Annotated in this window: 21 protein-coding genes; 11 read left to right on the top strand and 10 right to left on the bottom strand. The window is 71.2% G+C overall.

Annotated elements, in window-relative coordinates:
* Positions 1–68 precede the first annotated feature (68 nt).
* The 6 genes from AB0E94_RS12325 (at position 69) to AB0E94_RS12300 (ending at position 5,053) form a co-directional block, all read left to right on the top strand.
* The gene (locus AB0E94_RS12325; RefSeq protein WP_360325550.1) at positions 69–1,808 is read left to right on the top strand and encodes a BTAD domain-containing putative transcriptional regulator; all 1,740 of its coding nucleotides are present in this window, start codon (positions 69–71) and stop codon (positions 1,806–1,808) included.
* Positions 1,809–1,825: 17 nt separating this feature from the next.
* Complete coding sequence (locus AB0E94_RS12320; protein WP_360325548.1) at positions 1,826–2,002, top strand: hypothetical protein; 177 nt, start codon at positions 1,826–1,828, stop codon at positions 2,000–2,002.
* A 57-nt stretch (positions 2,003–2,059) separates the two neighbouring features.
* Entirely contained in the window at positions 2,060–3,163 is a 1,104-nt protein-coding gene (locus AB0E94_RS12315; protein ID WP_360325546.1) for a LacI family DNA-binding transcriptional regulator, read from the top strand.
* A gap of 267 nt (positions 3,164–3,430) precedes the next feature.
* Positions 3,431–4,087, top strand: coding sequence for a hypothetical protein (locus AB0E94_RS12310; protein ID WP_360325545.1), 657 nt, complete (start codon positions 3,431–3,433; stop codon positions 4,085–4,087).
* 253 nt (positions 4,088–4,340) lie between these two features.
* Positions 4,341–4,790 carry a GNAT family N-acetyltransferase gene (locus tag AB0E94_RS12305; RefSeq protein WP_360325544.1) on the top strand — a complete coding sequence of 150 codons (450 nt, stop codon included), beginning with the start codon at positions 4,341–4,343 and terminating at the stop codon, positions 4,788–4,790.
* Between the two features lie 53 nt (positions 4,791–4,843).
* The gene (locus tag AB0E94_RS12300) at positions 4,844–5,053 is read left to right on the top strand and encodes a DUF4287 domain-containing protein (RefSeq protein ID WP_360325542.1); all 210 of its coding nucleotides are present in this window, start codon (positions 4,844–4,846) and stop codon (positions 5,051–5,053) included.
* A gap of 140 nt (positions 5,054–5,193) precedes the next feature.
* On the opposite strand, the gene AB0E94_RS12295 is transcribed toward AB0E94_RS12300, so the two are convergent.
* From AB0E94_RS12295 to AB0E94_RS12275, 5 genes are all read right to left on the bottom strand, one after another.
* Entirely contained in the window at positions 5,194–6,810 is a 1,617-nt protein-coding gene (locus AB0E94_RS12295) for a discoidin domain-containing protein (protein ID WP_360325540.1), read from the bottom strand.
* Positions 6,807–7,652, bottom strand: a complete 846-nt coding sequence (locus tag AB0E94_RS12290) for a GDSL-type esterase/lipase family protein (RefSeq protein ID WP_360325539.1) — start codon at positions 7,650–7,652, stop codon at positions 6,807–6,809. The genes AB0E94_RS12295 and AB0E94_RS12290 overlap by 4 nt, the downstream gene beginning before the upstream one ends.
* Before the next feature lie 148 nt (positions 7,653–7,800).
* Positions 7,801–8,169 carry a hypothetical protein gene (locus AB0E94_RS12285; protein WP_360325537.1) on the bottom strand — a complete coding sequence of 123 codons (369 nt, stop codon included), beginning with the start codon at positions 8,167–8,169 and terminating at the stop codon, positions 7,801–7,803.
* 660 nt (positions 8,170–8,829) lie between these two features.
* On the bottom strand, positions 8,830–9,705 hold the full coding sequence (locus AB0E94_RS12280; protein ID WP_360325535.1) for a hypothetical protein: 876 nt from the start codon (positions 9,703–9,705) through the stop codon (positions 8,830–8,832).
* 53 nt (positions 9,706–9,758) lie between these two features.
* Positions 9,759–10,733: a WYL domain-containing protein gene (locus AB0E94_RS12275; protein WP_360325533.1), complete on the bottom strand. Its 975-nt coding sequence runs from the start codon at positions 10,731–10,733 to the stop codon at positions 9,759–9,761.
* 63 nt (positions 10,734–10,796) lie between these two features.
* Between AB0E94_RS12275 and AB0E94_RS12270 the strand changes: the two genes are divergently transcribed.
* The gene (locus tag AB0E94_RS12270) at positions 10,797–11,795 is read left to right on the top strand and encodes an alpha/beta hydrolase (protein WP_360325532.1); all 999 of its coding nucleotides are present in this window, start codon (positions 10,797–10,799) and stop codon (positions 11,793–11,795) included.
* Here the strand turns inward: AB0E94_RS12270 and AB0E94_RS12265 are convergent.
* The 4 genes from AB0E94_RS12265 to AB0E94_RS12250 form a co-directional block, all read right to left on the bottom strand.
* Positions 11,752–12,747: a Ppx/GppA phosphatase family protein gene (locus AB0E94_RS12265; RefSeq protein ID WP_360325530.1), complete on the bottom strand. Its 996-nt coding sequence runs from the start codon at positions 12,745–12,747 to the stop codon at positions 11,752–11,754. The two genes, AB0E94_RS12270 and AB0E94_RS12265, sit on opposite strands and share 44 nt — an antisense overlap.
* 85 nt (positions 12,748–12,832) lie before the next feature.
* The gene (locus tag AB0E94_RS12260) at positions 12,833–14,404 is read right to left on the bottom strand and encodes a PAS domain S-box protein (RefSeq protein ID WP_360325529.1); all 1,572 of its coding nucleotides are present in this window, start codon (positions 14,402–14,404) and stop codon (positions 12,833–12,835) included.
* 123 nt (positions 14,405–14,527) lie between these two features.
* Positions 14,528–15,544, bottom strand: coding sequence for a hypothetical protein (locus AB0E94_RS12255; RefSeq protein ID WP_360325527.1), 1,017 nt, complete (start codon positions 15,542–15,544; stop codon positions 14,528–14,530).
* Between the two features lie 37 nt (positions 15,545–15,581).
* Positions 15,582–16,037, bottom strand: a complete 456-nt coding sequence (locus AB0E94_RS12250; RefSeq protein WP_360325525.1) for an RNA polymerase sigma factor — start codon at positions 16,035–16,037, stop codon at positions 15,582–15,584.
* 170 nt (positions 16,038–16,207) lie between these two features.
* On the opposite strand from AB0E94_RS12250, the gene AB0E94_RS12245 reads away from it, so the two are divergent.
* Both AB0E94_RS12245 and AB0E94_RS12240 read left to right on the top strand, forming a co-directional pair.
* On the top strand, positions 16,208–17,515 hold the full coding sequence (locus AB0E94_RS12245) for a choice-of-anchor B family protein (RefSeq protein ID WP_360325523.1): 1,308 nt from the start codon (positions 16,208–16,210) through the stop codon (positions 17,513–17,515).
* Positions 17,516–17,553: 38 nt separating this feature from the next.
* Entirely contained in the window at positions 17,554–18,369 is an 816-nt protein-coding gene (locus AB0E94_RS12240) for a hypothetical protein (RefSeq protein WP_360325521.1), read from the top strand.
* Here the strand turns inward: AB0E94_RS12240 and AB0E94_RS12235 are convergent.
* Positions 18,359–22,174: a WD40 repeat domain-containing protein gene (locus tag AB0E94_RS12235; protein WP_360325520.1), complete on the bottom strand. Its 3,816-nt coding sequence runs from the start codon at positions 22,172–22,174 to the stop codon at positions 18,359–18,361. The genes AB0E94_RS12240 and AB0E94_RS12235 overlap by 11 nt on opposite strands.
* 166 nt (positions 22,175–22,340) lie before the next feature.
* Between AB0E94_RS12235 and AB0E94_RS12230 the strand changes: the two genes are divergently transcribed.
* Positions 22,341–22,874: an RICIN domain-containing protein gene (locus AB0E94_RS12230; RefSeq protein ID WP_360325518.1), complete on the top strand. Its 534-nt coding sequence runs from the start codon at positions 22,341–22,343 to the stop codon at positions 22,872–22,874.
* Positions 22,875–23,039: 165 nt separating this feature from the next.
* Positions 23,040–25,298, top strand: coding sequence for a M4 family metallopeptidase (locus AB0E94_RS12225; RefSeq protein ID WP_360325517.1), 2,259 nt, complete (start codon positions 23,040–23,042; stop codon positions 25,296–25,298).
* The last annotated feature ends 280 nt before the right edge of the window (positions 25,299–25,578 follow it).

Raw genomic sequence — 25,578 nt, 5'->3', positions numbered from 1 at the left:
TGAACCGGCGTGTGACGCTGTCGGATGGGTGGCGGCGCGAGCCGGTCCGGACGGTCCACAATGGCGGCGTGGCCGCGATCATTCAGCTGCTCGGGCGTCCCGGCATCCACCGGCCCTTCGCGGAGGGCGGCCGGCTGCGGGGCCGCAAGACGTGGTCGCTGCTGGCCGTCCTGGCGCTGCGCGGTCATCCGGCGACCCGGCGCGCCCTGGCCGGGCTGCTGTTCCCGGCCGCCGACGACCCGGCCGCCGCCCTGCGCTGGGCCCTGTCGGAGCTGCGCCGCGGGCTCGGCGACGATGCCGTGGTGGGTGGCGACCCGGTGACACTCGCACTGTCGCCGGGCACGGTCGTCGACGCTCAGCTGATGCTGTCCGGGCAGGCCCCGGCCGACTTCGACGCCGGGGAGTTGCTGGCCGGCCTGGTTCTGCCGGACTGCCCGGAGTTCGAGCTGTGGTTGTCCCAGCAGCGCGAACGGGTTTCGCTCGCAGCCCAGGCGGCGCTGCGCTCGGCCGTCACCGCCGAGCTGGGCGCGCGACGGCCGGCCGAGGCGGTCCGCCTGGCCCGCCGGCTGGTGCAGCTGGCGCCACTGACCGAGCGGCATCAGGTGCTGCTGGTCAGCAGCCTCGCGGCGGCCGGTGACCGGGCCGGCGCGCGGGCCGCCGCCGACGCCTGCACCCGGTTGTTCGAACGTGAGCTGGGCGTTCGGCCGTCGCCCCGGCTGGCCCAGGCCGAGCGGGCGCCCGCCGCCGGTCTGACCCTGCTGCCGGACGGCCGGCGGCTGAAGGCCCGGCTGGAGATCGAAGCGGGCAAGGCGATGGCCGCGGCCGGTGCGGCCGCCGACGGTCTGGAACGGCTCCGGTCGGCGGTACGCCTCGCCGACGAGCTCGACGATCAGATGATCCGGGGCGAGGCGAACGCGGCCCTGGGCACGACCGTGGTGCACACGGTGGCGCTGACCGCCCCGGAAGGCGTGGCGGCGCTGCTCCGGGCCCGTGACCTGGCCCGGACCGCCGGGGATCGGGCGACTGCGGCGAGCGCGGGCCGGGAGCTGGCGTTCGTCGCGACAGGCGCCCGTCGCGGCGCCGGCGCGCTGCTCCGGCAGGCCCGGGAGCTGGCCGGCGGCGACGACGCGAAGCTGGCCGCGACGCTGGGGGTGGAGGCGATCGCGCTCGTCGACAGCGGCCGCCACGAAGCCGGGGTCCGCCGGTTCCGGCGGGCGATCGATCTGGCCGAACAGGCCGGTGAGCCGCGCAAGGCGGCGCTGTCGCTGACCAATCTGGCGCGCGCGCATCTCACCGCCGGCGATCCGGGCGCCGCGCGGGTCTGCGTGGACCGGGCGCTGACGCTCGTCGCCGAGCAGCGGTGGACGGCGTTCCTGCCGTTTCCGCAGGCGGTGTCGGCCGAGCTGGACCTGCTGGAGGGCCGGGCCGACAGCGCCGGGGAGTTGCTGGCCTGCGCGTGGACGGCGGCGGTGGAGCTGGCCGACCCGTGCTGGCTGGCCATCACCGGGCGCGGGCTGGGGCTGCTGGCGGCCCGGCAGGGTGACGTGACGGCGGCGATGCAGTGGCTGGACAGCGCGTACCACCAGACCGGCGCCGGGCTGCCGCAGGTGTGCCGGTGGATCGACGCGGCCACCATCGACACGATCTGCGAGGTGGCGACGGCGTACGGGCTGCCCCGGGCGGCGGCGGGCGTGGCCGAGCTGGAGGCGCTCGCGGTCCGTGCACGGATGCCGCGATATGCGGCGCGGGCACGGTACTTCGGCGATCTCTTGACCGGTAAAGACGGCAGGGTTACTGTACCGGTATAGAGATGAAGGAGCTCACCATGAACCTGCCCGTCGCCCTCATCATCGCCGTCGACGCCACCCGCGAGCAGATCGGCAGCGCCCGGCCGGACGCGCCGGTCGTCGCCCCCGTCGAGCGGCCCCGCCGCACCCGGACCTTCCGCGCCGGAGTGGCCCGCAGCCTGATCCGCGCCGCCCACGTCATCGCCCCGACGTAACCCTTACCGGCCGACATGACCGCCCGGTCCGCGGCCGGCGGCGACGACAGAGCTATCGTGGCCGCTGACGGTGAATCGGCAGCGGACAGGACCGGCGGTGACGTGGCGGCACGGGTGACATTGCAGACGATCGCCGACCGGGTCGGCGTCAGCCGCATGACCGTCTCCAACGCGTTCTCCAAGCCCGACCAGCTGTCGGCCGCGCTGCGCTCACGGATCCTGGCCGCCGCCGACGAACTCGGCTACGCCGGCCCCGACCCGACGGCCCGTGCCCTGGCCAAGGGAACCACCGGCACCATCGGCATCGTCCTGACGTCGTCGCTGCAATACGCCTTCACCGACCACATCGCCACCACCTTCCTGGGCGCCATCGCGGGCCGGCTGGCACCCACCGGCCTGGCCATCACCCTGCTCACCTCGGCCGACAGCGGCGCCATCGTCCCGGCCCGCGACCTGGCCATGGACGGCGCGCTGATCTACTCCTGCGACCCGACGTCCTCGGTCGTCGACGTGCTGGCCCGACGCAAACTGCCCCTGGTCTACGTCGACCAGGACCCGGCGCCGGACATCTCCAGCGTCAACGTCGACGACCGCACCGGCGCCCGCGCCGCCGCCCAGCACCTGATCGACCTCGGCCACCGCCGTATCGGCCTGCTGCTGTCCGGCCTGCACGGCCCGCACGGCGTGGTCGACCCCGACGTGCGCCCACTCGACGGCCACGCCTCCCGGCAGCGCCTTCAGGGCTGGCAGGACGCGCTGCGCCCGGCCGGCATCACCCCGCAGGCGGTCCGCCAGAACGGCACCGGCCTGGAAGCGGCCCGCGACGGCGCCCGCCTGCTGCTGGACCGCCCGGACCGCCCGACCGCGATCCTCTGCTTCTCCGACGTGGTGGCGCACGGCGCGCTCCAGGTCGCCGCCGAACTCGGCCTCCAGGTCCCCCGCGACCTGTCGGTGGTCGGTTTCGACGACAACCCGCTCGCCGTCCAGGTCCAGCCCACCCTGACCACGGTCCACCAGGACGTGGAGGCGAAGGGCCACGCGGCCGCCGACGCACTCACCGCGGCCATCGCGGCGACCCGCACATCCACCGACTTGACACCCCGGCACGTGCTGCTCCCCACCGGCTTGGTGGTCCGCGACAGCACAGCGCCCCCTTCCTGACACCCTTATGCGGTACGCCCTACGCCGCACCCTTCTGCGGTAAGCCCTACGCCGCACCGCCGTCCGTCATCGGCCCCGCCATCGACTCCGCCATCCGGCCCCGCCACCAGTCCGCCACCGGCCTCACCATTCGGCCCCGCCATCGGCCGCGCAGGAGGTGCCGGACCGGACCATCCGACCACCGTTCGCCATCGATCCCGGCCCGCGCCGGACACCCGGCACCGCGCCCGCAGATCACCGTGGACCCGCGAGGGTAACGTGGGCCGGGTGAGCGAGCAGCCGCCTCCCGCGCCCACCTCCGGCCCGCCCCCGACGACGCTTCCGATGGGCTACCAGCCACCCCCGCCCCCAACGGCTCTTCCGATGGGCTACCAGCCGCCCCCGGGTCCGGCCGGCCCGCACGAGCCGCCCGTCGACCCGCCGATCGAGGCTTACCGGCCGATCGCGTACCAACTGCCGCCGACCCGGAAGGCCCACCGGGGCCGCACCGCTCTCCTGGCCCTCTTCGCTCTTGTGTTCGTCGCCGGTGCCGTAGGGGTGATCCTCGTAACCGCAGCGGACGGCGACCCGCCGCCGGCATCCGGCCCAGCAGCGGCAGCCGCGGCACCGGCGCCTCCGGTCACGGCCACACTCGACCTGACCTGGCCGGAGATCCGCGCCGAGCCGGAGAGCGCCGAGCCGGAACTCCGCAGCTCACAGACCGGCGGCCCGACGGTCGTTCATTTCGAGAATCTGTCCGGCGAGACAGTCACCGTCTCGTGGCTCGACTACGGCAACACGCCGGTCCGATACTCGGACCTGCCCGACCGGCAGGGCTACGACCAGGACACCTACAGCGGTCACGTCTGGGTGGTGACCCGAGCCGACGGCAGCACCCAGATGTACACCGCGTCGTCCTCCCCCGCGCGTGTAGTCATCCGCTGAGACCAGCCGAGGTTTGAGGGGGCGCAGCGGGCGACAGGAGCACACATCAGCGTGGTGACCCGCGGTTCGAATCGAGCCGCAAGTGTCCGCGCGGGCTGCCCGGCCCGACAGCGCGGTGATTTGTGGCCCGAATCGGACCGCAGGTGTCCACGCGGGCTGCCCGGCCCGACAGCGGGGTGACTTGTGGCCCGAATCGAGCCGCAGGTGTCCACGCGGGCTACCCGGGCGGCCGGACTGCGGCCATGATCGGGGGATGGAGTGGGTGCTGGCCGAGGCGCGACCGGGCGACTACGACGAGATCATCGCGGTCGTTGACGACTGGTGGGGGCGGCCGGTCGCCGGGTCGCTGCCCCGCCTGTTCCTCGACCACTTCCACCGCACCAGCCTGGTCGCGCGGGACTCCGGCGGCGGACTCGCCGGATTCCTCGTCGGTGTGCTGTCGCCTTCGCGAGCCGGTAGGGCGTACATCCACTTCGTCGGTGTCTCGCCCGGCGCCCGCGGCACCGGTCTCGGCCGCCGTCTCTATCAGGAGTTCTTCGCGCTTGCGCGGGAAGCCGGATGTGTCGGGGCAGGAGCGATCACCGCGCCCGTCAACGCCGCGTCGATCGCGTTCCACCGGAGCATGGGTTTCACGGTCACCGGACCGGTCGAGGACTACGACGGGCCGGGCCGGCACATGATGGTCTTCGACCGGGTCCTCTGAACAACTCTCCCGGCCACCGATGAGTTCCGGGGGTGGGTGCGGTCAAATAGCGTATGACCGAACCTGTGAAGGGCCCCGCCAGCTACTTTCCGTCGATCGAGAAGAAGTACGGCCAGCCGATCGAGCACTGGAAGGCGCTGATCCGCTCCTCCCCGCTGACCCGCCACGGCGAGCTGGTCACCTGGCTCAAGACCGAGCACGGGCTCGGCCACGGGCACGCCAACGCGCTGGTCGCGCACACCCTGGCCGAGTCCAAAGGCTGACCGCCGGGACGAGCGGCTGACCGCGCGGAGCCGAAGGCGGTCGCCATCGAGCGGCTGAACACGCAGCGCCGAGGGCCGGCCACGCGCCGAGCGGCTGACCGCGCGACGCCGAAGGCCGGCCCGGCGCCGCGCAGTCGTGTCTATCTGGTGCCGAGCACCGACGCCGACCCCAGCCGGACCGGCCCGGCGCAGTCGGTGACGGTGAGCCGCACGTGCCGGCCGAGCCCGGTGAACTCGGTGCGCCCACCGGTGACGTCGCGGGCCACGGTGGTCCAGCGGCGGCCGTCAGCCGAAGTCTCCACCCGGTACCTGACCCGGCCCGCCCCGGCGAACGTGGTCTGCACACCGGTGATCTCGCGTTGCCGGCCCAGGTCGACCCGCCACGAGGCATGCCCGGCCGGCGTCCAGCGACGGCCCAGCGCGTGGTCGGCCGGGATCTCCTCGGCGGTGTACCGGCTGTAGTTGTAGAGGCGTTTCGTCTGCGGCAACGGCCGCCCGGTGACTTTGGCGGCCAGATCGCAGGGCCCGCCGGCGTACAGGTAGGCGCGGTCGCCCATCACGTAGTCGACGACCTCGCCGCGGTCGTCGCCGCAGATGTCGCCACGCATCATCCGGCCGTCGACCGGGAACGTCGCGATCCGCTGCCCGTCGGCGTCCCACATGCCGGCCACCTCGCCGCAGCCACGGTTCCAGGAGAGCAGCAGGTCGGAGTACGTGCCGTCCCAGTTGTGCAGGGGTTCGAGGACGGTTCCCCAGCAGCCGAGGGTGTTCCGGTTCTCCTTCCACAGGGTCTGGCCGGTGGCCGACACCAGGTAGAGCGCGTCCTTGCCGGTGGTGGCGGTACGGTCCACCCGGTCGAGTCCGGCCACTTCGAGCCCGGGTGACGAGGGCCGGAAGTCCCCGAGCCCGACCTGCTGAGCCTCGACCGCGTCGGTGTTCGACCACAGCACACTGCCGTCCTGCCGGTACGCGTTGGTGCTGTCCCCACCTTTGCCGGCGCCACCGAACACGATGTCATCAGCGCCGTCACCGTCGATGTCACCGACCCCGATCGAGTCGGGATGATCGGCCATGTCCGCGGTCCAGAGCAGCTCGCCGTCCGGGGTGAGGATGTCGTACCCGGCGATCAGCTCCTGCCGTCCGTCGTCGTCGAAGTCGTGCGGGTACGGCCGGTGCCCGGTCACCCCGCGATGGGTCCAGAGCAGGTTCCCGTACTCGTCGGTGGCCCAGACCTGCTCGTACCGATCCTTGAAGACCAGGTCGGAAGGATGATCGAGCCCGCGGAAGTTCGCGATGACGATGGTGTCCCACGCGTTCGGGCCGGGCACCGGGAACTCCCGGACGAGCATGCCGGTCCGCCCTTCGAAGACCCGGAACACGCCCGCCATCAAGGCCAGCACCTCGTTGTCGCCGTCACCGTCCAGGTCGTAGATCTCGGCCGGGATGTCCGTGCCGTTGTTGGTGACGCGCGGATCGGGCGTGCCGACCTGCCACATCGGCGATCCGGTCCCGAAGTCGTACGCGGTGAGCGCCTGCACCTGACGCCCGATGTAGGTGTCGCTGGCCAGGTAGGTGGGCTGCATGGTGATCAGGTCGAGCCGTCCGTCGCCGCTGACGTCGCCGAGCAGCAGCCGCGCGCCGGTGCCGCCCGCGCTGGTGTCGATGCTGGTGATCAGCTGTGGTTCGGCCGTGGCCGCCCGGGCCGGCGCCCCCGGTACGAGGGCGACGGCCGTGAGCAGGGCGACGACGGCTCTCACAGCAGGTATCCGGCGAGCGGGATGTTCTGGGTGCGCAGGGCGCCGGCCACGAGTCCGGCGATGCGCTGGGCGCCGTACGTCTCGAAGTGGGTGTGGTCGTTGCAGAAGTACTGCCCGACGAGCCCGGTCGTGTAGTCGCCGTTGTTGGGACACAGCTTGACCGAGTTGTAGTGGTTGACGCTGAGCGTCTGGAGGTCGATGACGGGCGATCCGGTGGCGGCACCGGCCGCGGTGGTCTGGGTGACGTAGCCGCGGTTCTTGACCGCGGTGCTGCCCGAGCAGGTGATCGCGGCGACCGCGGTGAGCAGCACCGGGTACGCGCCGCGGGCTTTAGCGGTCTGCGCCATCATGGTCATCAGCTGCTGGTACCGGGCGGTGCCGACGTGCCGGGGGCAGGTGGTCGAGCCGTCGTTGATGCCGAACTGGATGAACAGGTAGTCACCGGCTTTCATCCCGTCGAGCACCCGCTGCCAGCGCGCCGAGGCGGTGGTCGAGGTGAGCACGCATTCGCCGCCGGAGCCGATGGTCGAGGTGACGTTGCCCTCGTACAGCCAGGTCTGGATGCTGCGGCCGCCGAGGGCCAGGTTGTTGACCACGACGTCGCTGTTGAACAGCGCGTCGAACTGCGACCCCCAGCCGACCGGGCAGGTCGCTGACGGGTTGGCCATGGTGGAGTCGCCGGCGAGCCAGACGGTGGTGGTCGCGGCGGCGGCCTCCGCGGCGGCCGCGGGCCGCGCGCCACATCCGTCGAGTCCGGGTGCGATCTCGGATGCGGCTTCGGGCACGGCAAGAAGCAGCGGTACGGCCAGAGCGGTGGCGATGATGTTCCGGAGCATGCGCATGGTTCCTCCGTGTGGGGATGCACGTCTGCCGTCCGGCCGCGATGGTCAGGGGATGCGGTCGAGCCGGCAGGCCGTGAAACGAGGGGGATGAATCGTTTCACGGCAAAAGGACACCACGAGCCTATGTATTGAGAAACTTCGATGTCAATCAGTACAGTTCGACGCGGTGACCGGCATACAGCAGCAACGCCGCACCGGCCGTGACCGTGAACCCGCACAGTGCCGCCACCGTCCCGGCCGCGACCGGCGACACGAACCGGCGAGCCAGCCGGCCCGCAAGCCCGAGCGCGACCGCGAGCGACACGATCAGAAACGGCACCGTCACCATCACCAGGATCCCCATCAGGTCATGGCGGGTGACGCAGAACCCCGGCTCGTCGTCACACGACGTGCTGTTCCACGGCACAACATACGCGTTGACCAGGAGCGCGGCCACCGGCACCGCATACCAGACAGCAGCGGTCCGGCTCGCCACGCGCCGCTTGCGCTCCTCAGGCCCGTCGACGTACCCGCTCATCCAGCCCCCCGATGTGAAACCACGACTCTAGAGACATTCCGCAATCAGGGTCTGGCCCATCCGCCGGCGCTCTCTCCACCGGCAGAAGCCGTGACAATGACGACCCTGACGGCCAAATGAGGAACCTGTATACCTGTGGAACGTGGTGGTGACCGCCGGCCGACAGTCACCCTCCGGCCTCCAAGTTTTGATCGAGGTCCGGTTTCCGCTGCCGAGGCCCAGCGGCACGGTGTGGCTGTTTTCGGCTCTCATCGAACGGCCGGCGGTACGGTATGGCTGCTTCCGGGCCCGGCCGGCACGATCGAGCGTGCGCGTGATCCCGTCATTGCTCGCGCAAGGACCGAAGCACACAGTCGGCCGGTGTGCTCGCTGGTCGACGTTGCCGAGACACGCCACCCGCAGCAATCTCCGCGGAACGGACCGCGGACTCCCACCGGCCGTCGCCGAGCGCGGTAAACCCGCCGGCATTCCAGTGGTGAGCGACGGCTGACGGTCTCGACCAGGCAAACCGCCCGAGCTCCGGAACTGGGCGACCGTCTCGGCCACCGCTCGACCAGGCCTTCGGATAGCCGGGCACCGTTGCGGGCGCCGGCGGCCTGTGAGCCACCGGCGTCCGGCTGATGGGAGCGCACGTTCTCTCGTACCGCAGAAGGAAAGGTCTTATCGGGGGATGGCCGTGCCGTGGCGGCAACCGGAGCAGCCGACCGCGCTCAGGCCGGTCCAGGTGTTGAGATCGGAGCTGGTCGCGGTCCACAGGCCGCCGTTGGTGTATTTGTCGACGTAGATGCGGTACTGGCCGTTGTCCAGGCGCACCAGCGACGGGCCCTCGTAACCGGAACTCCACAGGTTGCCCTGGTTGATCCAGCCGCCGGTGAGCCGGTCGGTGCTGGTCCAGTGCTCGATGTACTTGGTGGTCTCGTTCTTGACGAAGGAGTGCCAGGTGCTGCCCGACTTCACCACATAGGCGTCGATGTGGTTGAACCCGAGGCCCCACATCTGCTGCGGCCCGCTCCACGAGGTGAGGTCGCTGTTCTGGGCCGTGTAGACGTACGGCCGGAAGCAGTTGGAACAGGTGGTCTGGGCGACGTTGGCGATGATGTTGACGGTGGAGCCCTCGATGTAGAACTCCGGCGCCCAGGTGAACTTCGTGCTGCTGATCCCGGACGGCACCGTGGCGATGTTGGTCCAGTTCAGCAGGTCGGTGCTGCGGGCGACGGCGAAGTAGGTCGAGTTCGTGGTCCAGGACTGCCAGGTGTAGGCGATGAAGTAGGTGCTGCCCCGCTTGATGATGCTCGGGTCCCGCAGGACACCGGTCGGGCCGCGGAAGTTGGTGTCGTACAGGACGTTGTAGGTCGTTCCGCCGTTGGTGGACTGATAGATCCACAACTCCTGGTCGGCCGCCCCGTCACCCTTGAAGGTGGCGTAGATCAGCGTGGTGGCGGCCGCGGCCGGCCGGGGAACGGCCAGGCCACCGAGGACGAAGGCGACGACGCCGGCCAGCGCCGCCAGAATGCTTCTGGTTCTCCGGAGGTCCATCACCGCAATATCGGCAGCCGGGCCTGCGACGTCCACAGGTCGATCGGCAATGTTCAATACCGATCGCACTCGAACACCGGTGGCCGGTACCGCTCGACGAGCATGGTCCCGATCACGGCCAGGTGGTGCCGCACTCCCGGTGGATCGGTCACGTCGACCCATTCGGCGAGCCCGGCGAGTTCGCCGGCGAGCGTGTGCTCGTCGTGGCCGCGGATCACGACCTCGATCCGGCCGTCGGTGGCGGCGCCGCCCACCTCCAGCCGGACACCGAACGCCATCCGCAGGTTGCCGATCCAGCCGGGCACGCACAGCGCCTGAGCCTCGACGGGCGTGCGCCGGCGGTCGACCTCGTCGGCGATCTCGCGCCAGGTGTCGGCGAGGTCGAAGCCGTCGGGCCGGTGCACGGGATCGCCTGTCGGTTCGACGGACGACACCCGGTCCACGCGGAAGGTCCGCCGGCCGGCCTCGGTGCCGCAGACGAGATACCAGGACGGGCCTTTGGCGACGATGCCCAGCGGGTGGACGGTCCGCCCGGTTTCGGCGCCCCGGCTGTCGACGTAACCGAGACGCACCTGGACGCCCCGGATCACCGCGTCCTGAAGTTCGTCGAGGAAGGGCGGCGGACGGTGTTCGACCCGGCTCGACCCCCATTGCCGGGAATCCCTGACCAGCGACGACGCTGCCGCCTCGGCCTGCGCCCGGAACGGTTCGGGCAGGGCCTGGACGAGCTTGCGCAGGGCCGCTTTCACGGTCGGGGTCGCCGCCGAGGCCGGGCCGGCGACCAGGAACAGGGCACGTGCCTCGGGTGCGGTCAGCCCGGACAGGTCGGTACGGGCGCCGCCGACCAGCCGCCAGCCGCCACCCCGGCCCTGCATGGAGTACACCGGCACGCCGGCCATGGCCAGGGCGTCGAGGTCGCGGCGGGCGGTGCGCTCGGAGATCTCCAGTTCCCGGGCGACCTCGGTTGCGGTCACCTGCTCGCGCTGTTGCAGCAACAGGAGGATGGCCATCAGGCGGTCGGCTCGCACCCCGCCGATTCTTCCCAGGAAACAGGTCAGGAGATGACCGGTTTCAGTCAGCAGGATGTCGGCATGACCGCAACGACGTTCGATCCAGCCGATTTTCCCGAGCCCACCCTCATCGCCGTCAACGGCGTGGAACTGGAGGTCTTCGAAGCCGGGCAGCAGAACCGGGGCAAGCCCATCGTGCTCTGTCACGGCTGGCCGGAGCACGCCTTCACCTGGCGCCACCAGATGCCCGCCCTCGCCGCGGCCGGCTACCACGTCATCGTCCCGAACCAGCGAGGGTACGGAAACTCGTCACGCCCGGCAGAGGTGACCGACTACGACATCGCCCACCTGTCAGGTGACCTGGTCGCGCTCCTCGATCACTTCGGGTACGAGGACGCCACCTTCGTCGGGCACGACTGGGGCGCGATGGTCGTCTGGGGCCTGACCCTGCTACATCCCGGCCGGGTCAACGGCGTGATCAACATGAGCCTGCCGTACATCGAGCGCGGGGAACGGCCCTGGATCGAGGTGATGGAGCAGTTCCTCGGCGGCGACTACTACTTCGTCCACTTCAACCGGCGGCCGGGTGTCGCGGACGCCGTCTTCGACGAGAACACCGCCCAGTTCCTGCGCAACCTTTACCGGAGGAACGAGCCGCCCCAGGAACCCCGGCCGGGGATGGCGTTCATCAACCTCGCACAGGCGCCGACCCCGCTCGGCGAGCCGGTGATGAGCGACGGCGAACTGGCCGTGCTGGTGTCCGCCTTCGAGTCGAGCGGGTTCACCGGCGGCATCAACTGGTACCGCAACCTCGACCGCAACTGGCGCCTGCTGGCGGACGTGGACCCGATCATCCGCCGGCCCGCCCTGATGATCTACGGCGACCGGGACACGATCCCGAAGTCGGCGACGCTGGCGGAGTTCGTTCCCGGTGTCGAGGTGGTCGAGCTGGACTGCGGCCACTGGATCCAGCAGGAACTGCCGGAGGAGACCAACCAGGCGATGCTGAAGTGGCTGGACCAGCAGAGCGGCGCGATCACTGCGCGAGATCAAGGACCTGCCGCGGCTGCCGGTCGGTGAGCGGCCAGGGCCGACGAGAATCAGTGGGTACGCCGAGCGTGTCCAGCCGGTGCAGGATCACCCCTTCGCGCAACGCCCAGGGACAGATGTTCAGCTCACTGATCTCCAGCGCCCGCATCGCCGCCCCGGCCACCAGCGCGCCCGCCACCAGCTGGTGGGCGCGCCCGGGGCTCACCCCGTCCAGGCCGGCGAGGTCGGGTGCGGCCATCCGGCTGATGAACCCGAACACCTGCCGCAGCCCGGCGTCGGTGAGGGTCCGCCGGACCCGGGGCCCGGCGGCGGACGGAGCAGCTCCGGCGAGCCGGGCCAGTGAACGGAACGTCTTCGAGGTGCCGACCGCGAGATCGTAGGGTCCGGCCGCGCGGATCTGCCGGGCGATCGGGGCGATGATCCGGTCGACGTGGTCGGTGAGCGCCTCGATGTGGTGGCGCGCGGGCGGGTCACCGGGCAGCCGGCCGCGAGTGAGACGGCCGGCTGCCAGTGGCGCCGACAGAGCCACCTCGGGATCCTCGTCCCGGCCCACGGCCAGCTCCAGGGAGCCACCGCCGATGTCGAGCACCAGCAGGCGGCCCGCGGACCAGCCGTACCATCGGCGGACCGCGAGGAACGTGTACCGGGCCTCGTCCGCGCCGGACAGCACCCGCAGGTCGACATCGGTCTCGGCCCGGACCCGCGCCAGGACCTCGGCCGAGTTGTCCGCCTCACGCAGCGCGGACGTGGCGAAGCCGAGCAGTTCCACACATCCGGCGGTGGCCGCGATCGTCTTCGCCCGCGCCACGGCCCGGATCAGTCGGGCGGTGCCGGCGTCGGTCAGCCGCCCGTCCTCGACCTGCTCGGCCAGCCGCAGCTGCGCCTTCTCCGAGCGCATCGGGTCGGGATGGCCGCCCCGATGGGCGTCCACGACCAGAAGGTGCACAGTGTTCGATCCGACATCCAGCACGCCGAGCCGCATACTTCGACGCTAACGCCAGGACCAGCGAAGATCGGGTGACCACGGGGACGGTTTCACGGAGTGTTCCGAGGTTGTTAGCCCACCGTCAATGCGCCCCGCCCGCATCCAGGGTCAGTTCGAAGATGCTGCCACGGGGGTGGTTGTCCCGGTGGGCGACGGTTCCGTGGTTGGCGCCGGCGAGACTGGCGACGATGTGCAGGCCCAGTCCGTGGCCCTTGGCGGCGCCGGTGTCGGCGGCCCGGGTGTAGCGATCGAACAGGGTGGGACGCAACGCCGAAGGCACACCAGGACCTTCATCGTGTACGGCCACGGACACCGTCTCCCCGGTCTCCCGCACGGTGATCGCGGTGGCGCCACCGCCGTACTTGGCGGCGTTGGTGATGAAGTTGACGACGATCTGCGTCAGGTGGGCCGGGTTCACCAGGACCCAGGTTTCGCCCGGGCACTCGACACGGATGTCGGCCTCCACGGCGTCGACCGCCTCCCGCAGCGCCGGGCCGAGCAGCACCGGCTGCCGGCTGGCGGTGAGTGTGCCCGAGTCGAGGCTGCACATGGCCAGCACGTTGTGGCGCAGCTCGTCGATCCGATGGGCGGACTTGCGGATCCGTCCGACGAGGTACAGCACCGGCTCCGGCAGCGGATCCTCCAGCAGCAGCTCGCTGTAGCCGGTGATCGCGGCCAGCGGGGTGCCGATGTCGTGCGAGAGCATGCCCATCAGGTCGAGTTTCAGCAGGTTGGCCTGCTCCAGCTGCTGGTTGCGCTGTTGCAGCTCGCGCTGGGCGGCCCGGCGGGCGCTGATGTCGTGCAGGAAGGAGTGGAAGACCGGACTCCCGACGTCGGTGATCTGCACGGTGTACTCGACCGGGATGCAGTTGCCGTGCCGGTCGATCACCGGCATCTCCATCCGGCGCCCGGCCAGCACCGATTCGCCACCGGCACGGACCCGGGCCACGTCGGCGGCGAACCGGACCCGATGCTCCTCCGGGATGATCAGCTCGACCGCGTCGGCGCCCACCGCCTCGGCTCGTGACCAGCCAAACAGCGTCTCCGCGGCCGGGTTCCAGTCCAGCACGAGACCGTCGGCGTCGGTGGACACGTACGCGTCGGGTGACGCCTCCAGGACCGCCCGCATCAGCGTCGCCGCCCGCTCGGCGTGACCGGCCGCCATGATCAGGGCGATCTCCGAACCGACCGCGGCGCCCAGGTCCTCCAGCGTCGCCAGGTCGGCTGGACTCCAGGTCCGCGGCCGGCTGTCGATCACACAGAACGCGCCGAGGGTGTGCCCGTCCATCCGGATCGGCACCCCCACGTAGGCGATCACCCCGCTCTCGTCGACGGCCGGGTTGTCACGGACCCGCTCGTCGGCGCGGGCGTCGGTGACGACCAGGGGCGCGTCGTCGTCGACGACATGCCGGCAGAACGAATGCGTCAACGACATCCGGGCCACCCCGCCGTTCGACGGTGGAAACCCGAACCGGCCGGCGAGCACCTGCTGCTCGTCGGTGACCAGCGACACCGCCGACATCGGCGTGCCGAGCAGCCGCGCCGTCAGCCGGGTCAACCGGTCCAGCCCGGGTGCGGACGGCGCCTCCAACAGGCCGGTGGACGCGACGGCAGCCAGCCGGTCCGCCCGCGCGATACGCCGTTCCCCGTCCAACCCCGGTCCTTCCCGACTCCCGTCTGACTGTTCGGCAGCAACCGGCCCTGAGCTGAGCCGCTGGTTTCCGGACCCGGCGCCCGGGCATCGATGATGCCGATGAACACCGAACCCTGACCGGGGCTAGCGGGTGACCGGGCGGATCCACGGGTCGATGATCTGGCGGTCGAGGCCGATCGCGACCAACCGCTCGTACAGCGGCTCGGTCAACTGGACCATGTTGACCCGGATCCGGTCTTCCTCCTGGCGGGCCATGTAGACGCCGGAGATGTTGTCGCCCATCAGATCCCGAGTCGCCGCGCCGACGGTGGCCTGGAGTTCCTCGTCTGCGGCGAGGCTGCGTTCGCCGGGCGCCCCGACCACGCAGAGGTTGGCGGTGTAGATCGCCTCCAGGGCCTTGCGGGCCTTTTCCACGTCGCCCTTCACCACCGTGACCACCATGATCCGGGCGCCGTTCAGGTGCGTCACGTACTGCTCGGCGAACTGGTCGGCGTGCTCGTGCAGGTAGTTGCGCAGCGGGTCCTCGACCTCCGGGGTGCCCCAGTCCTTCTTCTCCGACCAGCCACCGGGCGGTGCCGAGCACGGCGGGGTCTGCGGCAACGGGGAGGCCAGCCAGCCCGCACCGGCCGAAGTCGGCGCGTACGGCAGCACCTCGATGTCGGACAGACCATCGCGATGCCACCGGGCACGTAACGTGACGCCGTCCGACGGGGGAACCCCCGGCACGTCGATGTCGTACGGGCAGGAGTCGCCGCCGATCGGGGCCGGCGCGCACAGTTCCCCGTCCTTGACCCGGCCGCTCACCTCGACGAGATCGCCGTCCCGCACGATCAGCGAGGCCGGTTCATCCGTTTCGGCCGGACGGCTGGGCACGGCCGAACTGGTCGGGACGACCGGCATGGTGGAGACAGCCGGATCCGGGGAGACCTCCAGCACCGGATCGGCCGGCGTCCGCTGGGTGGCGAACACCATCGCTCCGGCGGCCAGGACGGTGGCCGCCGCCGCTCCGGCCGGCACCAGCCAGCCTCGCCGCGCCGGGGTCACCCAGCGACTGGCATCCGGCTCGGGCGGCGGCGGCTGGGCCGCCCGCCACCGCTCGCCGGCCACGGTGAGCAGGTCATCGATCGGGTCGTTGGTCATCGGGCAACGCGCCTTTCGAGGTCGGCGGGAGAACCCGTCATCCGGTCACCGCCAAAAGGGTTCGGAGCCGCAGCCGGGCGTCCGCCAGCGTGGATTTCACCGTGCCGACCGAGCAGTCCATGACCGCCGCGGTCTCGGCCGTGGACAGGCCGGCGAAGTAGTAGCAGTCGATGGCCAGCCGCTGCCGGTCGGTGAGCTGCCGCATCGCCCGGCGGACGTCCACCCGCGCGTCCCATTCCGCCGCCACCCCGTCGTCCGGCACCTCGGCGGTGGTCCCCCGGAACCGGCGGGCGGCCTTGCGCGCCTGATCCGCGGTGATCGCCAGCAGCCAGGCCGCCGGGGTGCCCCGGGCCGCGTCGTACTGGTGCCGTTTCAGCCAGGCCCGGGCCAGCGCCTCCTGCACCACGTCGTCCCGGTCGGCATGCGGCGCCAGCCGGGCCGACAGCCGGGCCATGGCGCCGAGATGCGGCCGTACCCAGTCCTCGAACGTCACACTCACACCTCTACTACCCGCGCCGAGCCTCGACGGTTGGGTGCGCGCTGCATGATAGTTCAGCCCAAGACATTGACGGGCATCTAAGTGACGCTTAGCGTTCAGGCACGCACCTCCAGGCGCGTGCCGACCCCGCGCGCGCTGACTACTCCGCGCGAAAGGGCTCACCCATGCTCCGAGGAGTACGCCGACTCACCCTCGCCGCCACCGCGGTCCTCCTGCTGGCCCTGGCCGGACCGCCGGCCACGGCGCACGATCCGGACACCCCGGAGGGCCGCGCCGAACAGACCGAGCTGCTGAGGATCTACGAACCCGCCTGGCGCAGCGGCGCCCCGCTCGTCGCCGCCGCTCCGGTGACCTGCGTGAACGGCATGGCCGGGACGTACCCGTGCAAGAACGTCGACCTGCTCAGCTTCCTGCCGCAGTCGTCGCTGGGCGGCGGCGGATCGTCGAGCATGTGGCACTGGACCGACACCCGCGACAGCAACGAGTACATCCTGTACTGCCGGTCCAACGGCATGTCGTTCGTCAACGTGACCGACCCGTCGAACCCGCGCTACCTGGGCAACCTGCCGTCCTCGAACGGGGTCAGCTCGTCCTGGTGCGACGTGCGGACGTACAAGAACTACGCCTACATCGGCAAGGACTCGGTGTCGCACGGCATCCAGATCTTCAACCTGAACAAGCTCCAGGGCGTGACCACCACCCAGACGTTCACCGCGGACGCGCGCTTCACCGGGCTGACCAACAGCCACACCCTGCAGATCAACCAGGCCACCGGCTTCCTGTACGTATCCGGCGCGAACACGTGCAGCAAGGGCCTGACGATCTACGACATCAAGACGCCGCTCACCCTGACGCTGGCCGGCTGCTACAGCCGTGAGGTCTACTCGCACGAGTCGATCGTGGTGAACTACACCGGCCCGGACACCCGATACACCGGCCGGGAGATCGCGTTCAACTTCACCGGCCAGGGGCGGCGGTTCCAGATCCTGGACGTGACCAACAAGTCGAGCATCGTCCTGCTGTCCAGCGTGACGCACCCCGGCGCCAGCTTCATCCACCAGGGCTTCGCCACCAGCGACTACAAGCACATGATCGTCAACGACGAGACGATCAGCACCGCCTCCGGCAGCCCGGACTTCGTCTACAACATCGAGAAGCTGGACGCCGCCCGGTACGTGGGCCGGGACAACGGCACCCGCGGCACGTTCGTCAACCACAACGGCTACACCGTCGGCAACCGGCACTTCCAGGCGTCCTACCGCGGCGGCCTACGGATCCTCGACACCACCAACGTCGCCTCGGCCTCGCTGCCCGAGGTCGGCTACTTCGACGTCGACCCGTCGTCGAACGCCAGTGGCTACAGCGGCAGCTGGATGGCTCTGCCGTACCTCAAGAACGGGGTCGTCGCCGTCCAGAGCATCGGCGTCGGACTCTTCCTGGTCCGGCCCACCGGCGCGGCGGCAGTGAGCTGACCGGCCAGAACGCGCGTCACCGCCGCCTCACCGCGGCGGTGACGCTGGCCGGCTTCATCGGGGCCGCCTACCTGTTCCTGGACAGCCGCGCGCCCGCCGCCCCGCCCGCGCCGGCGCCGTCACCCGTCGCCTACCACAGCGACGGCCTCTCCGACGCCTACGACGGTTTCCGCGCCGAGGCCCTCTCGCTGCCCGCCGGGCGCGGCCCGGCGACGGTGTCACTGCGGGTCACCGGCCCCGGCGGTCCGGTCACCGACTTCCAGAAGATCCACACCAAACCCGTGCACATGTACGTGCTACGCGACGACCTGTCCGGCTATCAGCATCTGCACCCGGAGGTGGTCGACGGAGCGTGGACGGCCCCGGTGACGATCACCGACGGCGGCGCCTACCGGGTGTACCTGGAGTTCGTGCCGTACGGCCGCCCAGCCGGCGCCGAACCGACCGTGCTGGGTGTGCCGTTCGTGATCGCCGGCGACACCACGATGGTCCCGGTGCCGGCCCCACAGCCGGAGGACCGCTCCGGGCCGTACACGGTGCGCCGCCTCGACGGCACCGCCGACCTGACCTCCGGCACCCAGACGGCGCTGCAGTTCCAGGTGCTGCGCGACGGCCGCCCGGCGACCCTGGAGCCGTACCTCGGCGCCTACGCCCACCTGTCCAACTTCGAGGTGCGCACCCAGGGCCTCAAACACCTGCACCCGATCGCGACCAGCGCCGACGGGTCCGCCCCGGCCGACGGTGTGCTGGCCTTCCACGCCGCGTTCGCCGAGCGCGGCGACAAGCGGATGTTCCTCCAGTTCCAGGCGGGCGGCCAGGTCCGCCAGGTGGAGTTCACCATCTTCACGACCTGACCGTGGACGGCCGGTTGCCGTTGTTGTTGCGGTGCCTGTCGCAGCGGATCGCGGTGTCGATGCCGGGGCGCATCGAGCAGTGCACGTCGTGGCAGATCGGTGTCGACGGGTCCCCCGGGGGAAGGTAGACGGCCCGTTCCTCCGGGGTGATGTCGCGGGCGATCGCCCGGCAGATCTTCTCCACGGCAGCGGCCGGGGTGGCCGCCGTGACCTGCCACAACCGCACGGTCGCGTCCTCACCGGCGCTGGCCAGGGTATGCCCGTCGGGGCTGAACGCCACCGACGACACCGCGCCCCGGTGCCCGTCCAGACGGGTATGGAACTGGCCGGTCGCGGTGTCCCACAACCGGACGGTGGTGTCGACACCGCCGGTGGCCAGCGTGCGGCCGTCGGGGCTGAACACCACCGACAGCACGGCGCCGGTGTGCCCGTCCAGACGGCTCCGGAACCGGCCGGTCGCGGTGTCCCACAACCGGATCGTGGCGTCGACGCCCACGGTGGCCAGCGTGCGGCCGTCCGGGCTGAACGCCACCGCCGTGACGGCGCCGGTGTGCCCGTCGAGCCGGACCACCACCTGACCGCTGCGGGTGTCCCACAGGCGGACCCGGTGGTCCGTGCCACTGGCCGCCAGGATCCCTCCGTCGGGGCTGAACGCCAGCGACGAGACCGGGCGAGGCTTGGGCGGTGTCATCGTGGCCCGGGTCTGGCCGGCGGCGACGTCCCACAGCCGGGTCGTGGTGTCCGCGCCGCCGGTGGCCAGAGTCGCTCCGTCCGGGCTGAACACCACCGCCGCCACCGGGCCCAGGTGCCGGCTCAGCGTCAACCGGGAACTGCCGTCGGCCGTACCCCAGAATCTGATCCGGCCGTCCAATCCTCCGCTGGCCAGGGTGCGCCCGTCAGGGCTGAACGCGACCGCCTCCACCGGGCCCACGTGTCCGGCCAGCGTCAACCCGGAGCGGCCGTCGGCCGTACCCCAGAATCTGATCCGGCCGTCGTTTCCCGCGGAGGCCAGGGTGCCGCCGTCCGGGCTGAACGCGACGGCCGTGACCGCGCCGGTGTGGCCGGTCAGCGCGATCCGGGTCTGCCCTCCGGTGACGTCCCAGAGCCGTGCGGTGCCGCTGGCCCCGCCGGTCGCCAGCGTGGTGCCGTCCGGGCTGAACGCGACGGCGGTGACGCCGCCGGTCAGCAGGCTGCGAGCGGTCTGCCCGGCGACGTCCCAGAGCCGGGTGGTGTCGTCGTCGCCCGAGGAAGCCAGGCTACGGCCGTCGGGGCTGAACGCCAGGGAGTGGACCTCGCCGGCGTGGCCGGGCAGAGGGGCGTGCAGCCGCAGGCCGGCGACATCCCAGAGGCGGATGACCCGGTCCTGACCGCTGGAGGCCAGCGTGCGGCCGTCCGGGCTGAACACCACCGACAGCACGGCGCCGCGGTGGTGGCTGACGGTGGCCCGCAGCGCCCCGGTCTCGGCGTCCCACTGCCGGACCGTGCCGTCCTGGCCGCCGGTAGCCAGGGTACGGCCGTCCGGGCCGAAGGCTATCGAGCGCACGTCGCCGGTGTGCCCGACCAGGTCGGCACGGACCTCGCCGGCGTCCACGTCCCAGAGCCGGGCCATGCCCTGTCCCCCGGCCACCGCGACGGTGCGCCCGTCCGGGCTGAAAGCCACCGACAGCACGGCCCCGGTGTGGTGGGTCAGGATGCCGCGGGCGGCCCCGGCGGTGTCCCACAGCCGGACCGTGCCGTCCTGGCCGCCGGTGATCAGAGTGCGGCCGTCGGGGCTGAACACCACCGACAGCACGGCGCCGGTGTGCCCGGTCAGGACGCCCCGCAGCTGCCCGTCGCCGGCGCCCCAGATCCGGGCCGTCCCGTCGTCGCCGCTGGTCGCGACGGCTCCGCCGTCCGGGCTGAAGACGATCGACCGCACACTGCCCGGATGTCCGGCCAGGCTGTGCCGCAGCGGCCGGGCCGCCGCCGTGTACAGGCTGCTCAGCGCCTCGGCGGTGGGTTCCACCTGGTAGGCGCGGATGGCCAGCAGGGCGGCCAGGTCCGGGTCGGAGGCGGCCAGCGCCGTGGACTGGGCAGCGAGCTGCCGGGACAGCGCGGTGCCCTGCGCGGTGATCGCGGCCCGCCGGTGCCACAGCGCGATCCCGGTCGCGGTCAGGCTCACCACCAGGAGCACGGCCAGAGCCGCGGTGATCCGGTGTGCCCGGCGGGTCCGGTACAGCTGGTTCTGGCGGCTCATGGCCAGGAACCCGGCGATCGGCTCGGGCAGGGTACGCCGGGCCGACCAGTCGGTGCCCTCGGCCAGGTCGGTGCCCTGCAACAGATCACCGGGATGGTGACTGGCCACCCAGCGGGTGTGCCGCTCCCCGGCCCGGCGCAGCCAGTCCTGGAACCGGTGGTCCTGGTTGACCCAGCCGCGCAGCACCGCCCAGTCACGGATCAGGGCGTCGTGCACGAGTTCCGCGGTGGGCACCCCGGCCGGATCGGTGACACCGGTGGTGACCAGCCGGTACGCGGTCAGCGCGGCCAGCACCTCGTCAACGGTCCGCCCGGCGGGTACGTCATCGTCCGCTGGATCCATTCGCACACCCGCGACGGCGTCACCGGGGGGCCTGGCAAGATCACGCAGCACCGCGATCGGGACTCGCTGGCGGGCCGCCGGAACCCGCCCGGCCTCGTCGGCCGGCCGGACCAGGGCGGTCAGGATGCGCTGTGCGGTCGGCCGCCGGTCCGGCGGCAGCTGCTGCAGCGCGGTGTCGCACCACATCGCGAGGGCGCCACTGACCCCGCCGATCCGCTGGTACGCCTCATGGGTGAGACAGCCCCGTTCGCGGCGCTGCCAGAGCTGTTCGAGGGTGAGCTCCAGCAGCGGGAGAACGGTGGCCGGGGCCTGCCGGTCGACGGCCAGGGTGTCGGTGATGATCCGCTCGGCCAGGCCCTCCTGGTAGGTCAGGGCGGCGGCCACGGCGGGCCGGGTGACGATGTCGCGCAGGTCCTGCATGCCCAGCATGGTCGGCACGTTGACCACACCCGGCGCCATCAGGTCCAGCAGAGCGGGCGCCTCGGACGCCAGCCGGGGATAGAAGTCGTCCCGCATGACCAGGATGACCGTCGTGTCGGGGTCCTCGTCGCCGAGCACGGCGGTGAGCCGGTCGAGGACCTCGCGCCCGCCGCCCGGCGCCAGCAGTTCCTCGAACTGGTCGACGACCACCAACCGCCGCCCGCCGGAGTCGAGGGCGGCCAGCAGATCCTGGCCGGGCCGTGTCACCACGGTGGTCCAGCGATCACTGCCGGGAAGCTGGCCGTCCGCCAGCGCGGGCAGCACACCCGCCTGGACCAGCGACGACTTCCCGGCGCCGGACGGCCCGAGCAGCAGCACCCCGCGCGGGTGGGCGGCCAGGCCGGCCAGCACCCGCTGGATCGCGACGTCCCGGCCGTGGAAGAACGTGGCGTGCTCGGCGGTGAACGTCTCCAGTCCCCGGAACGGGCAGGACTCGGTGGGAACAGCCCGGCGCCGGACCCGGGCCTCGGCGACGTCCCGGGTCATCACTGCATGCCACCGCGTCCACCGGCCGAGATCCGGATCGGGCGCGCCTTGATGCAGCGCGCACGCCAGCACGAACGCCTCGACGAACTCCGCGGAGGGCGCCGAGCGGCCGGTCAGCTTGTCCTGGATGGTGCCGCGGGTGTACGGGCTGCCCACCTTGCCGGTCAGCCGCTCCAGATCACGGACCGACGGGCCGCCGGAGTCGATCTGGAGCCGCCGGAGCCGCGCGGCGAAAACCTGGACGGGATCGTCCTCGGACACGTCACCCCCATTGATAGCGACGCCTGTCCGGGATCCGTCCGGGACCGTTGCCGGACGGTCGACCGGACAGCTGCCATCGGAAGGCATCGAAGTCCGATGCTGTCAGGGCGACCACCCGAACCGGGCCGACCTGACAGGAACCCGACGTGTCAACGAAAGGCACACCATGAATCTCCGTAAGGTCGCCGGACTGGTCGGCGCGCTTGTCGTCTCGCTCGGCATCGGCCTGGCCGGCCCGGCACAGGCCGCCGACAAGGCCCCGGCGCCACTGGCTGCGGGCGTCGTCAACCTGGTCAACAACGTCTCCGGCAAGTGCGTCGAGGTGAAGGACGCCTCGAAGAGCAACGGCGCGCGCATCCAGCAGTGGACGTGCGGGTCGGACAGCCACCGCCGGTGGATCGCGAACGACCTCGGCAACGGGTACGTCCAGTACGCCAACGTCAACAGCGGCCGCTGCCTTCAGGCCATCTGGGGCACGATCAGCGTCACCCAGACCGACTGCAACGCCTCCGACCAGAGTCAGTGGTGGCGCTGGGCGCCCGCGAACAACCTGGGCGACCAGTGGCTGGTCAACCCCACCCCGTGGGGTGACTCCTGCCTGGCGCTGATCCCGTTCTCCTGGCTGAACGGCCGGATCATCGGTCTCGCCGACTGCGGGCCGACCAACTCGGCGCACCTCTGGCACTCGGTGTCCGTCTGACCTGACCCGATTACGGCCCGTCGCCCGCTTTTCGCAGGCGACGGGCCGTTGGCCGTTTTTGACCCTTACGGTATGACCAGGAAGATATATAAGCTCATCACTATGCCCGGGTCATAATTTATCTACACATTGCCATGTGTGGATATCTGGTTCGGGAGGAACCGCGTGAAGAAAACCCTCGCGCTGGCCGGCGTAACCGCGCTGGTCGGCAGCGCCCTCGTGGCCACCGCCGCGAGCACCTCGGCAGCCCCGCCGCAGCCCAAGCCCCCCACCGAAGCTCAGGCCGTCACTCGTTCCGACGGTCTGATCAACGCCCGGCCGGCAGCGATCGCCGCCGCGAACGGCGAGTCGTACACCGCCTACCGCACCAAGGTCGACGCCGACGGCGACGCCCACGTCCGCTACACCCGCACCTACCAGGGCCTGCGCGTCTACGGCGGCGACTTCGTCGTGCACACCGACGCCAACGGAACCCTCACCGGCACCTCGGTGGGGCTCGCCGCACCCCTGGCACTGGCGACCACCCCGAAGGTCTCCAGCGCCAAGGCGTTGACGGCGGCCAAGTCCCGGTTCGAAGGCACGCTGACCGCGAACGACCAGCCCGAGCTGTTCGTCGACGCGAGCAGCGGCCGCGGCCGGCTCGCCTGGGAAACCGTGATCCACGGCTGGGCGCCCGACAAGCAGACCCCCTCCCACCTGCATGTCATCACCGACGCGCTGACCGGCGCGCACATCGGCGAGTACGACGAGATCGAGTCGATCGCGGGCACCGGCGCCAGCATCTACTCCGGTCCGGTCGCCGTCGAGACCACGCTGTCCGGCTCCACGTACAGCCTGATCGACCCGACCCGCGGCAACGGCCGCACCTGCGACATGAACAACGGCACCAGCACCTGCACCACGCTCACCGACGACGACAACGCCTGGGGCACCGGCACCACCGCCAGCCGCCAGTCGGCCGCCGTCGACGCCCACTTCGGGGCCGCGGTCACGTTCGACTACTTCAAGAACGTGCACGGCCGCAACGGCATCTTCGGTGACGGCCGCGGCGTGCCCTCCCGGGTGCACTACGGCAACGCGTACGTCAACGCCTTCTGGGACGGCGCCCAGATGACCTACGGTGACGGAGCCGGAAACGCCAAGCCGCTGGTGTCCCTCGATGTGGCGGGCCACGAGATGTCGCACGGCGTCACCGAGAACGTGGTGTCCGGCGGCCTCACCTACTCCGGCGAATCGGGCGGCCTCAACGAGGCGACGAGCGACATCTTCGGTACGGCCGTCGAGTTCTACGCGAACACGACGTCCGACCCGGGCGACTACGACATCGGCGAGAAGATCGACATCCGGGGTACCGGCGCGCCGCTGCGCTACATGTACAACCCGACGCTCGACGGCTCGTCCCACGGCTGCTGGTCGACCAGCACGAACAGCGTCGACGTGCACTACTCGTCCGGCCCGGGCAACCACTTCTTCTTCAACCTGGCCGAGGGCACCGGCGCCACCGCGTACGGCACCTCGCCGGTCTGTGGCAGCGCCGCCCCGGTCACCGGCATCGGCCGGGAGAAGGCCGAGAAGATCTGGTACCGGGCGCTGGACGTGTACTTCACGTCCAACACCCGCTACGTCAACACGACCACCCCGGCGAACACCTCCCGCGCCTACACCCTGTCCGCCGCCACCGACCTGTACGGGCTGTGCTCGACCGAGTACAAGGCCGTCCAGGCCGCCTGGACCGCGGTCAACGTCGCCGGCAACGACCTGGAATGCCCGGTCACCAACGACTTCTCGGTAGCCGTCGACCCGGCGACCCTGACGCTCGACCCGGGCACGTCGGCCACCGTCACGGTGACCACGGCCAGCGTCAACGGCGAGGCGCAGACCATCGACCTGACCGCGTCCGGCGTGCCGGCCGGCGTGACCGCCACGTTCAGCGAGCCGTCGGTGACCGCCGGCGGCACGTCGACGCTGACCCTCGCCGCCTCCGAGGACGCCGACAGCGGCCAGTACACCGTGGTGGTGACCGGCACGTCCCCGGCGACGATCCGCCGGGCCAACGTCGGACTCACCGTCAACGGCCTGCCCGGCTGCTCCGGCAGCAACGCCTCCGACGTCGCGATCCCGGACAACACCACGGTCGAGTCCACCATCGTGATCAACGGCTGCGCCGGCAACGCGTCGGCGAGCAGCACGGTCGAGGTGCACATCATCCACACGTACGTCGGTGACCTGGCATTGTCGCTGGTCGCCCCGGACGGCACGGTCTACTCGCTGCGCGCCCGAAGCGGCGGCAGCGCCGACAACATCGACGCCACCTACACGGTCAACCTCTCCACCGAGGTGGCCGACGGCCCCTGGAAGCTCCGAGTCCAGGACGCCGCCAGCCTCGACACCGGTTACATCAACAGCTGGACCTTGAACCTCTGACCCACCCGAACGGCGGGTCCCCGGCCCAAACCCGGAGACCCGCCGTTCACCCACGTTTCCACCCACTTTCTACCGATTTCACCCCCACGCGTCTTCCGCCCCGCAACCCAACCTGGGTGAACAACGGCGCGAAACGAACCACAGGCCGGCACGCGCCCCACGTTTCCGCCCCGCGCGCCGCGCGCCGCGTTCGGCCCCGCGCGCCGCGCCCCGCGCCCCGCGCCCCGCGCCCCGCGCCCCGCCCCCCCCGCCCCCCGCCCCCCCCCCCCCGCCCCCCGCC

Origin of the sequence: Actinoplanes sp. NPDC026670, assembly GCF_040638175.1 — a bacterium.
Lineage (GTDB): Bacteria > Actinomycetota > Actinomycetes > Mycobacteriales > Micromonosporaceae > Actinoplanes.
The sequence above is the reverse complement of the archived record's forward strand: the minus strand, read 5'-3'. Positions and strand labels throughout refer to the sequence as shown.

What these genes read in the sequence shown, in the direction of transcription:
- AB0E94_RS12265 (WP_360325530.1), bottom strand. Translation starts at nt 12,747, where the DNA reads ATGCGGCTCGGCGTGCTGGATGTCGGATCGAACACTGTGCACCTTCTG.
- AB0E94_RS12270 (WP_360325532.1), top strand. Translation starts at nt 10,797, where the DNA reads ATGACCGCAACGACGTTCGATCCAGCCGATTTTCCCGAGCCCACCCTC.
- AB0E94_RS12230 (WP_360325518.1), top strand. Translation starts at nt 22,341, where the DNA reads ATGAATCTCCGTAAGGTCGCCGGACTGGTCGGCGCGCTTGTCGTCTCG.
- AB0E94_RS12290 (WP_360325539.1), bottom strand. Translation starts at nt 7,652, where the DNA reads ATGCGCATGCTCCGGAACATCATCGCCACCGCTCTGGCCGTACCGCTG.
- AB0E94_RS12280 (WP_360325535.1), bottom strand. Translation starts at nt 9,705, where the DNA reads ATGGACCTCCGGAGAACCAGAAGCATTCTGGCGGCGCTGGCCGGCGTC.
- AB0E94_RS12300 (WP_360325542.1), top strand. Translation starts at nt 4,844, where the DNA reads ATGACCGAACCTGTGAAGGGCCCCGCCAGCTACTTTCCGTCGATCGAG.
- AB0E94_RS12285 (WP_360325537.1), bottom strand. Translation starts at nt 8,169, where the DNA reads ATGAGCGGGTACGTCGACGGGCCTGAGGAGCGCAAGCGGCGCGTGGCG.
- AB0E94_RS12305 (WP_360325544.1), top strand. Translation starts at nt 4,341, where the DNA reads ATGGAGTGGGTGCTGGCCGAGGCGCGACCGGGCGACTACGACGAGATC.
- AB0E94_RS12320 (WP_360325548.1), top strand. Translation starts at nt 1,826, where the DNA reads ATGAACCTGCCCGTCGCCCTCATCATCGCCGTCGACGCCACCCGCGAG.
- AB0E94_RS12245 (WP_360325523.1), top strand. Translation starts at nt 16,208, where the DNA reads ATGCTCCGAGGAGTACGCCGACTCACCCTCGCCGCCACCGCGGTCCTC.
- AB0E94_RS12255 (WP_360325527.1), bottom strand. Translation starts at nt 15,544, where the DNA reads ATGACCAACGACCCGATCGATGACCTGCTCACCGTGGCCGGCGAGCGG.